This is a genomic window from Streptomyces sp. NPDC005706, from assembly GCF_040631045.1.
Taxonomy (GTDB): Bacteria; Actinomycetota; Actinomycetes; order Streptomycetales; family Streptomycetaceae; genus Streptomyces.
In genome coordinates this window covers 87,154-101,926 of sequence record NZ_JBEXYS010000020.1, presented here as the reverse complement: position 1 = coordinate 101,926, position 14,773 = coordinate 87,154, and the positions used below count along the sequence as shown (strand labels likewise).

Sequence of the window (14,773 nt, the reverse complement as noted above, 5' to 3'; positions counted from 1 at the left end):
CCGTATGCCGGTGAGGGGGAAGGAAGTTTCGGGGTCTCGGCATACGGGCGGACGGTGCGCGCCGGCCGCCCGTACCCAGCCTTACGCGGATCGGTCCAGAGCGCGAAGCGACCGGTCGGTGATCGAACGGGCGCCGCGGCCGATCGCGATCGTGCCGGACTGCACCAGCTCCTTGATGCCGAACGGCTCCAGCATCTTGAGCATGGCGGACAGCTTGTCGCTGGACCCGGTGGCCTCGATGGTCACGGCCTCCGGGGAGACGTCCACGGTCTTGGCGCGGAAGAGCTGGACGATCTCCACGATCTGGGAGCGGGTCTCGTTGTCGGCGCGGACCTTCACCAGGACGAGTTCGCGCTGAACGGCCTGGCCGGGCTCCAGCTCCACGATCTTCAGCACGTTGACGAGCTTGTTGAGCTGCTTGGTGACCTGCTCCAGCGGGAACTCCTCGACGCTGACCACGATGGTGATCCGCGAGATGTCGGGGTGTTCGGTGACCCCCACCGCGAGCGAGTCGATGTTGAAGCCTCGACGGGAGAAGAGGGCGGCGATCCGGGCGAGGATGCCGGGCGTGTTCTCCACCAGGACGGAGAGCGTGTGCTTGGACATGTCTGGTCTTCCTCTTCGCTCTTCCGGCTCAGTCGTCTTCGCTGTCGCCGAAGTCGGGACGGACGTCCCGGGCGGCCATGATCTCGTCGTTGGAGGTGCCGGCGGCGACCATCGGCCAGACCATCGCGTCCTCGTGGACGATGAAGTCGACGACGACCGGGCGGTCGTTGATGGAGTTCGCCTCCTCGATGACCTTGTCCAGGTCCTCCGGGCGCTCGCAGCGGATCGCGTGGCAGCCCATCGCCTCCGACAGCTTCACGAAGTCGGGGACGCGGGTGCCCCTGGCCTCCGGGTTGACGTCCTCCGGACCGGAGTGCAGGACGGTGTTGGAGTACCGCTGGTTGTAGAACAGGGTCTGCCACTGGCGGACCATCCCGAGGGCGCCGTTGTTGATGACGGCGACCTTGATCGGGATGTTGTTCAGGGCGCAGGTGGTCAGCTCCTGATTGGTCATCTGGAAGCAGCCGTCGCCGTCGATCGCCCACACGGTGCGGTCGGGCCGGCCGGCCTTTGCGCCCATCGCGGCCGGGACCGCGTAGCCCATGGTTCCGGCGCCGCCGGAGTTCAGCCAGGTGGCGGGCTGCTCGTACTGGATGAAGTGCGCGGACCACATCTGGTGCTGGCCGACGCCCGCCGCGAAGATCGTGCCCTCGGGCGCGAGCCGCCCGACGCGCTCGATGACGGCCTGCGGGGACAGCGAGCCGTCCTCGGGCTGGTCGTAGCCGAGCGGGTAGGTGTCGCGCCAGCGGCTCAGGTCGCTCCACCAGGCGGTGTAGTCGCCCCGGTGACCCTCGCTGTGCTCCTTCTGCACCGCCTGGACCAGGTCGGCGATGACCTCGCGGGCGTCGCCGACGATCGGCACGTCGGCGGCGCGGTTCTTGCCGATCTCGGCGGGGTCGATGTCGGCGTGGACGATCTTGGCGTACGGGGCGAAGCTGTCCAGCTTGCCGGTGACGCGGTCGTCGAAACGGGCTCCGAGGGCGACGATCAGGTCGGCCTTCTGCAGCGCGGTGACGGCGGTGACCGCACCGTGCATGCCCGGCATTCCCACGTGCAGCGGGTGGCTGTCGGGGAACGCGCCGAGCGCCATCAGGGTGGTGGTGACGGGCGCTCCGGTGAGTTCGGCGAGGACCTTCAGCTCGGCGGTGGCCCGCGCCTTGAGGACGCCGCCGCCGACGTAGAGGACGGGACGCTTGGCCGTGGTGATCAGCTTGGCGGCCTCGCGGATCTGCTTGGCGTGCGGCTTGGTCACCGGGCGGTAGCCGGGCAGGTCCGTGACCGGCGGCCAGGAGAAGGTGGTCTTCGCCTGGAGGGCGTCCTTGGCGATGTCCACCAGGACCGGGCCGGGTCGGCCGGTGGAGGCGATGTGGAAGGCCTCCGCGATGGTCCGCGGGATGTCCTCGGCCTTGGTGACCAGGAAGTTGTGCTTGGTGATCGGCATGGTGATGCCGACGATGTCCGCCTCCTGGAAGGCGTCCGTGCCGATCGCCTTGGACGCGACCTGCCCGGTGATCGCCACGAGCGGCACCGAGTCCATGTGCGCGTCGGCGATCGGGGTGACCAGGTTGGTCGCGCCCGGGCCCGAGGTGGCCATGCAGACGCCGACCTTGCCGGTGGCCTGCGCGTAGCCGGTGGCCGCGTGGCCGGCGCCCTGCTCGTGCCGGACCAGGACGTGACGGACGCGGGTGGAGTCCATCAGCGGGTCGTACGCGGGCAGGATCGCCCCGCCCGGAATGCCGAATACCGTGTCCGCGCCGACCTCCTCGAGGGAGCGGATGAGGGACTGCGCACCCGTGACGTGCTCGACGGGGGCGGACTGATGTCCTCCGGATCGGGGCCGGGGCTGCGGATGGGCCCCGGTGGCCTGCTCGGTCATCGGCTTCTCTTCTCGATGCTGAGGTTTATGCGAGGTTTGGGCGGAGTCGAGGCGCCGCACGAAAGGCGCTCGTGCAACAAAAAACCCCTCGTGCCGGAAGGCAAGCGAGGGGAGCGCGTCGGGTAGGTCGCTGGGGATTCCGGATCGTCCTCCGGTGGGTCCCAGTTCAGCCGACGCGCTGTCCAAGTACGAGAATTCGGGTGCGCATGGCACTGACCCTCCCCCCGGCACACACCACGTGTCAAGTGGGTGGGACGGGCGTCTCATTATGTGAGCGGAGCGCACTGCCACCTCCGATGACGGCGGACACCCCTCCCGCGTACACCCCGGCGGTTCCACCCGCGAACGCCGGTTCGACAGGTGTGCGCGGCACTGGATAGTGGCCGGATCCGAGCGCCCGGCGCAGCCGGTACTCGTCCAGCGGGCCCGCGAACGCGCTGCCCTGGCCGTGGGTGCAGCCCATGGCGCGCAGCGCGGTCACCTGCTCCGGCAGATCCACGCCTTCGGCCACGGACTGGAGCCCGAGATCGCAGGCGATACGGAGCAGGCCACTGGTGATCTTGTGCAGCCGCGGGGACTCCACGACCCCCTCGACCAGGCCGCGGTCCAGCTTGAGGATGTCCACGGGCAGCCGCCTGAGGGCCGTGATGGCCGCGTGGCCGCTGCCGAAGCCGTCGAGCGCGATCCGCACGCCGAGCCGGCTGAGCGCGGTCAGCCGCCGCTCCAGTTCCTCCAGCGAGGTCCGGTGGTCGGTGTCGGACAGCTCCAGGATCAGCGCGCCGGGCGGCAGTCCGTGCCGGGTCAGCAGCGCCTCCACGGTGCCCAGCGGCATCGAGCGGTCCAGCAGCCGCCGGGCGCTCAGCCGCACGGAGACCGGCACGACGTGTCCGTCGGCGGCCCGCTCCGCGGCCTGGTCCACCGCCTCCCGCAGGATCCAGCGGTCCAGCTCCGCGGTCTTGTCGCCGTCCTCGGCCACTCTCAGGAACTCGGCCGGGGTGAACAGCACCCCCTGGGAGGAGCGCCAGCGCGCCTGTGCGCAGACCGCCGTGATCCGGCCGTTCCCGAGGCTCACCACCGGCTGGTGCAGCAGCGCGAACTCGCCGTCGTGCAGGGCGGCGCGCAGCCGGGTGGCCAGCTCCGCCTTGCGTACGACGTCCTGCTGCATCTGCGGCCGGTACAGCTCGACGCGGCCCTTCCCGGCCGATTTCGCGCGGTACATCGCGAGGTCGGCGTTGCGCAGCAGTTCGCCCGCGCCGAGGCCCGGCTCGGCGAAGGCGACGCCGATGGATGCGTTGACCCGGACATCGTTGCCGTCGATGGCGTAGGGCTGGGAGAGGGTGGTCCTGAGGCGGTCGGCGAGCTCCAGGATGTTCCGCTCGCGGGCGGCCCGGTCGCGGGTGCCGTCCCCGGCGATCAGTGCGGCGAACTCGTCGCCGCCCAGCCGGGACGCGGTGTCCCCCTGCCGGACCGCGTCCTGGAGTCTGCGGGCGGCCTGGACGAGCAGTTCGTCCCCGGCCTGGTGGCCGATCGTGTCGTTGACGGCCTTGAAGCCGTCCAGGTCGATGAAGAGCACGGCCGTGCCGCGCAGGGCGGCGCCCCGGTCCGTGGCGCGGCGGCCGGAGAGGGCCTGCTGGACGCGCCGGGTGAACAGCGCGCGGTTGGGCAGGTCGGTGAGCGGGTCGTGCTCGGCGTTGTGCTGCAACTGGGCCTGGAGCCGCACTCTTTCGGTCACGTCCCGGCTGTTGAAGATCAGGCCGCCGTGGTGGCGGTTGACGGTGGACTCGACGTTGAGCCAGCCTCCGTCGCCCGACCGGAAGCGGCACTCGATGCGGGTGGTGGGTTCCTCGAGGGGGCTGGCGGCGAGGAAGCGGCGCACCTCGTGCACCACGCAGCCCAGGTCCTCCGAGTGGATCAGAGCGGCCAGTTCGGTGCCCACCAGATCCTCGGCGGGCCGGCCGTACACCCCGGCGGCGGCCGGGGAGACGTAGCGCAGGATGCCGTTGGGCGCGGCGATCATGATGACGTCGCTGGAGCCCTGCACCAGGGAGCGGAAGTGGTTCTCCTTCTGCGCCAGTTCCTGGGTGAGGGTGATGTTGTCCAGCAGCATGATGCCCTGCCGCATGACGAGCGCCAGCACGACGGCCCCTGCGGTGATCAGTACGACGTGGTCGGGCCTGCGGCCGTTGAGCACGTTGTAGAGGATGCCCAGGGTGCACACGGCGGCGGCCAGGTAAGGCGTGAGCGCGGCCAGTGAGCCGGTGATCGGCCGGCCGGGCAGGAACCGCGGGTGGTCGCCGCCGCCCGGCGCGGGCGGGGGTACGTGCGGCTGGCCGGGGCCGCGCTGTCCCGGCACGTGCTCGTGGACCACGCGCGAGTGCCCCTCGGGCACGCGCCGTTCGCCGTCCGGTGTCCCGGTGCGGTGGGATGCGGCCCAGGGGGCGTAGGCGAGGAGCAGCGACCCGGCGAACCAGCCGGCGTCCAGCAGTTGCCCGGAGTGGTAACTGCTGTGCAGCAGCGGCGAGGTGAACAGCGCGTCGCACATCACCGTCAGGGCGAGCGCGCCGATGGCGGTGTTGACCGCCGTGCGGTTGCCCGGGGAGCGGCGGAAGTGCAGCGCGAGCACCATGCTCACGAGCGCGATGTCCAGCAGCGGATACGCCAGGGACAGCGCGGTGTGCGCCACGCTCGGCCCGTCGAACCGGGCGGCCTGGGCCAGCGCGAGACTCCAGGACAGGGTGAGCAGCGAGCCGCCGATCAGCCAGGCGTCCAGCGCCAGGCAGATCCAGCCCGCCCGGTTCGCCGGCCGCTGGGCGAGGACGAGCAGGCCCACGATGGCGGGCGGGGCGAAGCACAGGAAGAACAGATCGGCGTAGCTGGGGCTGGGCACGGGCCGGTCCAGGACGACCTCGTACCACCCCCAGACCGCGTTGCCGAGGGACGCCATCGCGGAGGAGAGCGCGAAGAGCAGCCAGGCCGGCCGGAAGCGGACCCGGGGCCCGCGGGCGTAGCGGAAGCAGGAGAAGGCGGCGGCGCCGGCCGCGGCGCTCAGCCCGAAGTCGCCCATGATCAGCGCGACTTGTTCCGAGCCCCAGTCGAACATGGAGCCGATCGCATAGGTCCCGCAGACCAGGGCGAGGACGAGCTGGGGCACCAGCCGCGGGCCCTCTGCGGCGGACGGCGGCCGGGCGGGCGGCGGCGCCTGGGGCGCGGACGGAGCGAGCGGCGTGCCGTCGAGGGTGCCCGTCAGGGCGGGCGGGGCGTTCACCGGGGCCTCCCGGTGCGCGCCGCTCCCGGCTCCCCGGTGTCCCGGTGCGCCGTGTGCCTTCCGCGGCCGGCCGGTTTGCGGTGGCAGTGATGGCTCGTGTGGTGGCCGCGTCTGCGCGCGGTCGTGCGCCAGGGTCCCCGTCGGCGGCTCCGCCGCGTCGGATCGTTCGTCCATAGGCCGTGCATCGCCCGTCGCCCCCCTCACAAGTCCGATCTGTCCATCCCCGGCGCCGAACGGTCAGCGGCGCAGCCCCTGTCGGGACGATACACCAGGATCGTCACTCAGGGACATAGCTTCTCTACGCTCCGTGACGACCAGCGAAGATGTCAACACGTTCCGCGCTCGAAAGATTGCGGAGGGTGCCGGGAGTGTGTCAGGTCCCCGTAGTGAGGATCACGTTCCGCAGGGGCTCGTGGTTCACGAATCGGTGCAACTGGTCCACCAGAAGCCGCTTGGCGCGCGGCAGGAAGGCGGAAGTGGGGCCGCCGACGTGCGGGCTGATGAGCACGCCGGGCGCCGTCCACAGGGGGTGACCCGGCGGCAGCGGCTCGGGGTCGGTGACGTCGAGGGCGGCGGTGATGCGTCCCTTCTCCACCTCGGTGAGCAGCGCGTTCGTGTCCACGACAGGTCCGCGGGAGACGTTGACGAGCAGCGCCCCGTCCTTCATCAGGCTGAGGAAGTCCGCGTTCACCAGACCTCTGGTCGCCTCCGTCAAGGGCGTGGAGAGGATCACGACATCGGCTTTCGGAAGCAGTGCGGGCAACTCGGTGAGCGCGTGCACGGGACCGCGCGCCGTGGTGCGCCCTGAGCGCGCGACGCGCGCCACCCGCGCGAGTTCGAAGGGCGCGAGCCGGTCCTCGATGGCGGCGCCGATGGCGCCGTAGCCGATGATGAGGGCGGTCCTGTCGGCGAGCGCGGGGTGGAAGCCCCCGCGCCACTCGCCCCGGTCCTGGGCCCGGACGAAGTCGGGGATGCCCCGCAGGGAGGCGAGGACGAGCGCGAGGGTCAGTTCGGCCGTGCTGGCCTCGTGGACTCCGCGCGCGTTGCACAGCCGGACACCCGGGGGCAGGTGCCGCAGACCCGGGCTCACATGGTCGACGCCGGCCGACAGCGTCTGCACGACCCGTACCGTGCTCATGCGGTCCATCGGCCGCAGGCCGACGGCGCTTCCACGCATGTACGGCACGACGTAGAACGCGCAGTCGGCGGGGTCGCGGGGAAACTCCTGTTCGCCGTCGTCGCCTCCGTCCCAGAACAGGTAGCGGGGCCCCTGGGGAAGCCCCTCGATCTCCTCCGGCGCGATGGGAAGCCACACGTCTTGTGTCATGGCAAGGAGGCTATGTCAGGCCTCCGGGCGTGGGGCGTTAGGTTGGGGGACCGGACGAGGGAGGTTCACGAGCAGGTGGAGCGCAGGACGATCGGCGCGGGTGCGCTCGCGGTGGGGGCCGTCGGACTCGGATGCATGCCGATGAGCTGGGCGTACACCGGCTCCCGGCAGCGGGGCGACGAGTCGCTCAGAGCCGTGCACCGGGCGCTCGATGTGGGCTCGACCCTGCTGGACACGGCCGACATGTACGGTCCGTTCACCAACGAGCTGCTGCTGGGGCGGGTGCTCAGGGAGCGGCGCGGGGACGCCTTCGTGTCGACGAAGGCGGGGCTGCTCGTGGGTGAGCAGCACATCGTGGCCAACGGCCGCCCGGGCTATGTGAAGAGGGCCTGCGACGCCTCGCTCAGGCGGCTGCAGACCGATGTGATCGACCTCTACCAGCTGCACCGCGCCGATCCCGAGGTCCCCGTGGAGGAGACCTGGGGCGCGATGGCCGACCTGGTGCGGGCCGGGAAGGTACGGGCACTGGGCCTGTGCGCGGTGGGCGCGCGCGCCGGCCGCCGCTCCGGCAGCCGGCTCTACGACACCACGCTGCGTCAGCTGCACAGGGTGCAGCAGATCTTCCCGGTGAGCGCGGTGCAGGCGGAGCTGTCGGTGTGGTCGCCGGAGGCGCTGGACACGCTGCTGCCGTGGTGCGAGGCGCGGGGCGTGGGCTTCCTGGCCGCGATGCCGCTGGGCAACGGCTTCCTGACCGGCACGCTGACGCCCGGCGAGGGTTTCGAACCGGACGACGTGCGCGCCCGGCACCCCCGCTTCACGGCCGAGATGATGGCGGCCAACCAGCCGATCGTCGCCGGTCTGCGCCGAGTCGCCCGCCGGCACGGCGCGGACGTCACCGCGGCGCAGGTGGCGCTGGCCTGGGTGCTGGCGCAAGGCCGTCAGGTGATCGCGCTGCCCGGTACGAAGCGGGAGCGCTGGGCCGGGGAGAACGCGGCGGCGGCCGCGCTGCGTCTGACCGCGGAGGACCTGGCGGAGGTGTCCCGGCTGCCGTCGGCGCGGGGCTCCTGGGACTGAGCGGTCCGGCATGCGGCGCGCGCCGGGCGGGAACCCTGGCGGGACGGGCGGAGTATGAGAGGGAGACGCTGTCGTACGTCCGCCGCTGCGAAGGGACCATGATCGTGCAACGCCGAGTTGTGACGGCCGTGTTGGCCGCGACCGCGCTCCTGCTGACGGCGGGCTGCTCCTCCGGCGGCCAGGGCTTCCCGGGTGACGGCGGGAGCACCACGCCGAGGGGGACGGCGACGGCCACCGCTCCGTCCGGCCGGGCCACCGGGTCCGCGCCGCCGGCCAAGGGATCGGTGAAGGTGCTGCGCACCGTCGCCGACGGCCTGAAGACGCCGTGGGGTCTGGCCCCGCTCCCCGGCGGCGGGCTGCTGGTCTCCTCCCGGGACGACGGCACGATCACCCGTGTCGACGAGAGGACGGGCCGCGAGACCGAGCTGGGCACGGTCTCCGGGGTCGCCGCGGAGGGCGAGGGCGGCCTGCTCGGCATCGCCCTCTCCCCCGGCTTCGCCTCGGACCATATGATCTACGCCTACTTCACCTCGGCCTCGGACAACCGCATCGTCCGGATGCTGTACGACGAGGGGAAGCCGGCCGGTGAGCAACTGGGCGCCCCGGACACGGTCTTCAAGGGCATCCCCAAGGGGTTCATCCACAACGGCGGCCGGATCGCGTTCGGCCCGGACCGGATGCTGTACGCGGGCACGGGCGAGAGCGGCGACCGCGGACTGGCCCAGGACCGGAAGTCGCTGGGCGGCAAGATCCTCCGCCTGACCCCGGAGGGCGAGCCGGCCCCCGGCAACCCGTTCCCCGGCTCCCCCGTGTACTCCTACGGCCACCGCAACGTCCAGGGGCTGGCCTGGGACTCCAGGCAGCGCCTGTTCGCCTCCGAGTTCGGCCAGGACACCTGGGACGAGCTGAACGCGATCGTGCCGGGCGGCAACTACGGCTGGCCGGACGCCGAGGGCCGGACCTCCGGCGCCGGGTTCCGCAACCCGGTGGCCCAGTGGCACACCGACGAGGCCTCCCCGAGCGGGATCGCCTACGTCGACGGCGTGATCTGGATGGCCGGTCTGAAGGGCGAACGGCTGTGGCGCATCCCGCTGCGCGGCACCGCCGCCTCGGCGGCCCCCCAGGCGTTCCTCACCGGCGAGTACGGCCGGCTGCGCACCGTCGTCCCGGCGGGGGACGGCAAGGTGTGGCTGGTCACGAGCAACACAGACGGCCGGGGATCGCCGAAGAAGGGGGACGACCGGGTGCTGGAGGTGTCGGTCCGCTGAGCGGCCCCTTCGCGGCCACCGTGCTCATCCCGCCACCAGCCGCTCCTCGGTGTCCGGCGGGAACAGACCGAGCCGGTGTGCCACCGCCGCCGCCTCGCCCCGGCCGGAGACGCCGAGCTTGGACAGGATGTTGGAGACGTGCACGCTCGCGGTCTTCGGGGAGATGAACAGTTCCTCGGCTATCTGGCGGTTGGTGCGACCGGCCGAGACCAGGCGCAGGACGTCCCGCTCCCGGCTGGTGAGGCCTAGGGCCGACGCCGGATCGGCGGGCGCGAGGGCCCGGCGCGGGGCGTGGCCGAGGCTGAGCCGGGCGCGCTGGGCGAGCCGGGCGACCGCCTCGGCGAGCGGGCGGGCGCCGAGGTGGCCGGCGACCGTTCCGGACAGTCTCAGCAGTTCCGCGGCCCGCTCCCGGTGCTCCTCGCCGCCGTCGGTCAGCAGGGCCTGGGCGAGGCGGTGGCGGACCCGGGCCAGGTCGTAGGGGCGATCCAGACCCTCGAACGCCGTGACCACCGGTGACCAGGTGCCGTCGGTGTCCCGGCCCTCGGCCCGGCGCAGTTCGGCGCGGGTCCACTGGTCGTAGGCACGCCACAGGGGGGCGTCGGCGATGAGCCGGCGGGCCGCCTCGGAGAGCCGGCCGAGCATGTCGGCCCGGCCCGCGTCGGCGGCCGGCAGGGTGCCGGCGTCGGCCTCCGCGGTGGCCATCGCCAGCAGCAGGGGCCAGGCGTAGCGCTGGGTGCCGGGCGGGAAGCCGGCCTCCAGGGCGGTCAGGAACTCGGCGCGGGCGTCGAGGAGCCTGCCCTCGCAGGCGGCGACGCCCACGGCGATGCGGGCCAGGGGCAGTCCGTTCTGGGGCATCGGGTCGCGGGTGCCGTAGTGGGCGCGGGCGGTGGCCAGTTGGCGGGCGGCCTCCGCGCCGTCGCCGTGGGCCAGGGCGAGGTGGGCCAGCCGCAGGGCGCCCGCGCCGCGGGGTTTGGCGCTGCGTCCGATGCGGATCGCCTGTCCGGCCGCCTCGGCGGCCTCGTCCCACCGGCCCAGCGAGTACAGCGCGTCGGAGAGGTTGCCCCAGACCCAGGCCTGGGAGTCGGGCAGCCCGTACCGGCGGGTGAAGGCGATGCCCTCGCGCAGGATGGGCTCGGCGTCCCGGTCCCGGCCGACGGACTGCATCGATCCCGGCAGGTTCACATGGGCGCGGCCCGCCACCTGGGACACGCCCTCGGTGATCGCCTCCTCCTTGACCCGGGACATCTCCGCGAGCCCGGCCTCGATGTCACCGGCGTCGACCATGAGCCCGCCCAGGGTGAGGCGGGCGTTGAGCTCGATCTCGCGGGCGTTCACCATCCGCGCGTACTCGACCGCTTGCTCGGCGTCCGCGAGGGCCTCGGGTCCGGGCCGGTGCAGCATGGACCAGCCGGCGGACTCCGTCAGCACCTCGGCGTGCACCTCGGAGGGCGGCAGGCCCCGCACCAGCTCCTGCGCGGTGGCCAGTTCCGGCCATCCGTCGCCGCGGGCCAGGGCCTGGACCAGGCGGGAGCGCTGGACCCAGAACCAGGCGGCGCGCAGCGGGTCCGGATCGTCCTGGAGCAGTTGCAGCGCCCGCTTCACGATCTTCAGGGCGCGTTCGCGTTCGCCGCCGAAGCGGCCGGCGACCGCCGCCTCGGCCATGAGGTCGAGGTAGCGCAGCGGGGTGGTGGCCGGATCGCAGCCGCACGGGGGATAGACGCCGGTGTAGTCGACCGGGCGCAGGGCGGAGCGGACCTCCCCGGGCACGGTGTCCCACAGCTCCATCGCCCGCTCCAGGAGCCGCAGTTGCTCGGTGTAGGCGTGCCGGCGGCGGGCCACGACGGAGGCCTCCAGGACCGCGGGCAGGGCCTTGGCGGGGTCGTGGGCGTGGTACCAGTAGCTGGCCAGGCGCATCACGCGGGCGCCCGCGGGGACGAGCGAGGGGTCGGCCTCCAGCGCCTCGGCGTAGCGGCGGTTCAGGCGGGAGCGTTCACCGGGCAGCAGGTCGTCGGCGACGGCCTCGCGGACGAGGGCGTGCCGGAAGCGGTAGCCGTCGCCGTCCGGGGTGGCGGTGAGGATGTTGGCGCCGACGGCGGCGCGCAGTGCCTCGATGAGGTCGTCCTCGGTGAACCGGGCGACGGCGGCGATCAGCCGGTGCTCCACGGTGGAGCCGCCCTCGGCGACGATCCGGGCGACCCGCTGGGCGCTCTCGGGCAGTTTCTCGACCCGGACCAGGAGCAGGTCGCGCAGGGAGTCGGAGAGACCGGTGCAGCAGCCCTCGCAGGCGGCGACGGCCAGTTCCTCGACGAAGAAGGCGTTGCCGTCGGAGCGTTCGAAGATCGCGTCGACCTGGGCGGGGTCGGGTTCGGCGGCGAGGATGCCGGCGATCTGGCGGGCCACCTCCTCGCGGGTGAACCGGGCGAGTTCGAGGCGCCGGACGGTGCGCAGCCGGTCGAGTTCGGCGAGCAGGGGGCGCAGCGGGTGGCGGCGGTGGATGTCGTCGGCTCGGTAGGTGGCCAGGACCAGGAGGTGGCCGGTGCGCAGGGTGCGGAAGAGGTAGGCGAGCAGGTGGCGGGTCGAGGCGTCGGCCCAGTGCAGATCCTCCAGGACGAGGACGACCGTGCGCTCGGCGGCGGCCCGCTCCAGCAGCCGGGCGGTGAGTTCGAACAGGCGGGCCGTGCCCTGCTCGTCGTGGCGGCTCGACGCGGCCTCGCCGAGCTCGGGCAGCAGCCGGGCCAGTTCCTCCTGCTGACCGGCAGCGGCGGCGGCGAACTCCTCGGGCAGGGTGTCGCGCAGGGCGCGCAGCGCGCTGGAGAAGGGGGCGAAGGGCAGCCCGTCGGCGCCGATCTCCACACAGCCGCCCACGGCGACGACCGCGGACCGGCGGCCGGCGACGGCGGCGAACTCCTCGACGAGGCGGGTCTTGCCGACCCCCGCCTCGCCGCCGAGCAGCAGCGCCTGCGGCTCGCCCGCGGCGGCACGGGCGAGCGCGTCGTTCAAGGTGTCCAACTCGTCGGCGCGGCCGACGAACACGGGACTGACGGACCTGTTCTCCACGGGCCCGAGCATCGCACGAGGTCCGGAGGGCGCGGGACCGGTTTTCCACAGTCCCGGTGCGATGGTCGTAACAACAGCCGGGGCGGCCGTGCCGGTGCCGGCCCCCGCGCCGGTACCGGCGGGCCCGGCGCTCACGCGGTGCGCGGGAGCCGGTGCCGGCGAGGGCGGTCGGTATGGGGTTCGGCGCCGGTGGTGCCGAGCCCGGCCGTCTCCTCGCGGCGTGCGGCGCGCCGGGCGCCGACCGCCTCGCGTGCCAGGCGTTCCTGGGCGGCCGCACGGCGCAGTTCGGCGTGACGGAACCGGTGGGTCTCGAACTCGTACATGGCGTGGTCCTTCCGGGGGCCGGTGTCGGTGTCGCTCGTTGCGATGCCTCCACACTCGTCCCCCAGGGGGGTGCGCCACATCGGGAGAGTTCCGCATCTTGGTGACCCGTGTCCGGGCCCGGACACGGGTAAGGGGCCCCAGGGGCTCCCTAAGGTGCTCAGGGATTCCCTAAGGCCCCGGCGGACCCGCGGGTTCTCAGCCCGTGGAGGGCAGGGCGAGCAGCGCGTCGGAGTACTTCAGGACGGCCAGCAGCAGGCCGATGACACCGAGCGAGACCCCGCCCCACGCGACCGACCTGATCCACGCGGCCTGCGGACGGCCGGGGGCGCCGAACGCGGGCCGGACGAGCACGACCACGCCGGTGACGAGCGCGGCCAGCGCGAACAGGCCGGCCCACAGGGCGGTGGTGTGCCAGGCGTCGCCGTACACCTCCTTGATCTGCTTGGCGACGCTCGCGCCGGAGGAGGTCTGGAGCTGGCCGACCAGGGTCTCGCGGGCGGCGGCGACGGTGCCGATCCAGCCACCGGTGAGGGAGACCAGGCCCAGCGCGGCGGAGACCACGGCACCGGCGCCCAGTCCGACCCCGGAGGGCGCCTTCCGCGCGGGCTCCTCCTCGAACGCGTCGGACTCCTCGAACGCGTCGGACTCCCCGGAACCCTCCGGTCCTTCGGGCTCCTGCCGTCCCCCGGCCTTCGGCGTCGCCCCGGTCCCCCGCGTCTGCGCACCGTTCCCGGCCGGGCCGGTGCCGTCCGCCGTGTCCGTGGCGTCCGCCCCGGTGGCGGCCGCTGCCTCCTGCGCCGTCCGCTCGTCGTCGGTCCTGTTGACGTCCTGTGTGTTCGTTGCCATGCCCGGCACCGTACGGATGCCGTCTGAGAGGTCCCTTAATGATCGTCGGACGCGGTACGCGCGCGTGCCGCACGCCACTCGGGGGCCAGCACCGACCAGATCTCGGTGTCCGTGCGCACGCCCCGGTACGGATAGTTCTCCCGCAGCACGCCCTCCCGGGTCATGCCGAGGCGCCGGGCCACGCCGATGCTGGGCTCGTTGGCCGACGACACGTGCCACTCCACCCGGTGCATGCCGCGCTCCTCGAACGCCCAGCCCAGCAGCACCCGCATACCGCGCGTGACCAGCCCGCGCCCGGCCGCCGCCGGCTCCAGCCAGCAGCCGGCCTCGCAGACCCCGCTGGGGGTGTCCCACACCCGGAACAGCAGTCCCCCGGCCAGCCTCCCGTCCAGCCACACCCCGTGCAGGCTGCCGGCGTCGGCGCCACGCTTCTCCGCGTACGACGCGAGATAGGCGCGGGCGGCGTCCAGGTCGGTCACCACGTCCGGCAGGCCGACGTGCCGGCCGATGAACTCCCGTCCCCGGTCGATGTTGGCGAGCAGGTCCGCCGCGTGCCAGACCTCCAGGGGCCGCAGCTCGGCGCCGTCGTCACCCATGGACATCGCGTACATCGCGCTGCCGCTCCTCCCGCTGTGCCACCGTCCGGACGCCGCTCACCCTCTCACGGGCGCGGGCCGCGTTCAGTCGAACTGATCGCCGAGGGCCATGACCGCCGTACCGGCGACCAGCAGCCACAGGGCCCGGCGGGTACGGCCGCGGGCGCCGAGGACGGCGGCGAGCGCGCACACGGCGGCACCGAGGGCGTAGGCGGCGGGGACGAGGGCCGGGGCGGAGCCGGTGAGCCGGAGCAGCGCGGCGGCACAGCCGGCGAGGCAGAGCAGGGCTCCGGTGCCCGCCGCGGTCCACCGGGCCCGGCGGGCCTCGGAGACGTCGTCGTGGCCGTCCGGCTCGTCCGCCTCGGCTATGACGGGTTCGGCGTCGGAATCGGTACGTCCACTCATGGCGGGTGAGCGTATAACGTCCGCCCTTCCACGCCGGTGCGGGGCCGTGCCCTGACCGGCGCCCCACGGCCGCCCGGACGGCCGCGGCACAGCGCGACGGCCCCGGAGGGGGATGCCTCCGGGGCCGTC

General features: G+C 73.1%; 11 protein-coding genes. 2 read left to right on the top strand and 9 right to left on the bottom strand.

Going from position 1 to position 14,773, the window contains the following annotated elements; all coding sequences use genetic code 11:
• Positions 1-81: 81 nt before the first annotated feature.
• The 4 genes from ilvN to ABZ478_RS27100 all read right to left on the bottom strand — a co-directional run bounded on the left by ilvN (position 82) and on the right by ABZ478_RS27100 (position 7,074).
• On the bottom strand, positions 82-606 hold the full coding sequence (gene ilvN, locus ABZ478_RS27115; RefSeq protein WP_030216544.1) for an acetolactate synthase small subunit: 525 nt from the start codon (positions 604-606) through the stop codon (positions 82-84).
• Positions 607-634: 28 nt separating this feature from the next.
• The gene (locus ABZ478_RS27110) at positions 635-2,482 is read right to left on the bottom strand and encodes an acetolactate synthase large subunit (RefSeq protein ID WP_359553259.1); all 1,848 of its coding nucleotides are present in this window, start codon (positions 2,480-2,482) and stop codon (positions 635-637) included.
• 241 nt (positions 2,483-2,723) lie between these two features.
• Positions 2,724-5,747 carry an EAL domain-containing protein gene (locus tag ABZ478_RS27105; protein WP_359553258.1) on the bottom strand — a complete coding sequence of 1,008 codons (3,024 nt, stop codon included), beginning with the start codon at positions 5,745-5,747 and terminating at the stop codon, positions 2,724-2,726.
• A 373-nt stretch (positions 5,748-6,120) separates the two neighbouring features.
• Positions 6,121-7,074, bottom strand: a complete 954-nt coding sequence (locus ABZ478_RS27100) for a 2-hydroxyacid dehydrogenase (protein WP_359553257.1) — start codon at positions 7,072-7,074, stop codon at positions 6,121-6,123.
• 75 nt (positions 7,075-7,149) lie between these two features.
• Here ABZ478_RS27100 and ABZ478_RS27095 point away from each other — a divergent pair, with 75 nt between their 5' ends.
• Positions 7,150-8,148 carry an aldo/keto reductase gene (locus ABZ478_RS27095; protein WP_359553256.1) on the top strand — a complete coding sequence of 333 codons (999 nt, stop codon included), beginning with the start codon at positions 7,150-7,152 and terminating at the stop codon, positions 8,146-8,148.
• 119 nt (positions 8,149-8,267) lie between these two features.
• The gene (locus ABZ478_RS27090; protein WP_359553255.1) at positions 8,268-9,416 is read left to right on the top strand and encodes a PQQ-dependent sugar dehydrogenase; all 1,149 of its coding nucleotides are present in this window, start codon (positions 8,268-8,270) and stop codon (positions 9,414-9,416) included.
• 24 nt (positions 9,417-9,440) lie between these two features.
• Here the strand turns inward: ABZ478_RS27090 and ABZ478_RS27085 are convergent, their stop codons facing one another.
• The 5 genes from ABZ478_RS27085 to ABZ478_RS27065 form a co-directional block, all read right to left on the bottom strand.
• Entirely contained in the window at positions 9,441-12,485 is a 3,045-nt protein-coding gene (locus tag ABZ478_RS27085; RefSeq protein ID WP_359553254.1) for an AAA family ATPase, read from the bottom strand.
• A 119-nt stretch (positions 12,486-12,604) separates the two neighbouring features.
• The gene (locus ABZ478_RS27080) at positions 12,605-12,796 is read right to left on the bottom strand and encodes a hypothetical protein (protein WP_359553253.1); all 192 of its coding nucleotides are present in this window, start codon (positions 12,794-12,796) and stop codon (positions 12,605-12,607) included.
• A 196-nt stretch (positions 12,797-12,992) separates the two neighbouring features.
• A complete protein-coding gene (locus tag ABZ478_RS27075; RefSeq protein ID WP_359553252.1) occupies positions 12,993-13,643 on the bottom strand; it encodes a hypothetical protein in 651 nt (216 codons plus the stop codon).
• Positions 13,644-13,678: 35 nt separating this feature from the next.
• Positions 13,679-14,254, bottom strand: a complete 576-nt coding sequence (locus ABZ478_RS27070; RefSeq protein ID WP_359553251.1) for a GNAT family protein — start codon at positions 14,252-14,254, stop codon at positions 13,679-13,681.
• A 69-nt stretch (positions 14,255-14,323) separates the two neighbouring features.
• The gene (locus tag ABZ478_RS27065) at positions 14,324-14,644 is read right to left on the bottom strand and encodes a hypothetical protein (protein ID WP_359553250.1); all 321 of its coding nucleotides are present in this window, start codon (positions 14,642-14,644) and stop codon (positions 14,324-14,326) included.
• Positions 14,645-14,773: the final 129 nt, after the last annotated feature.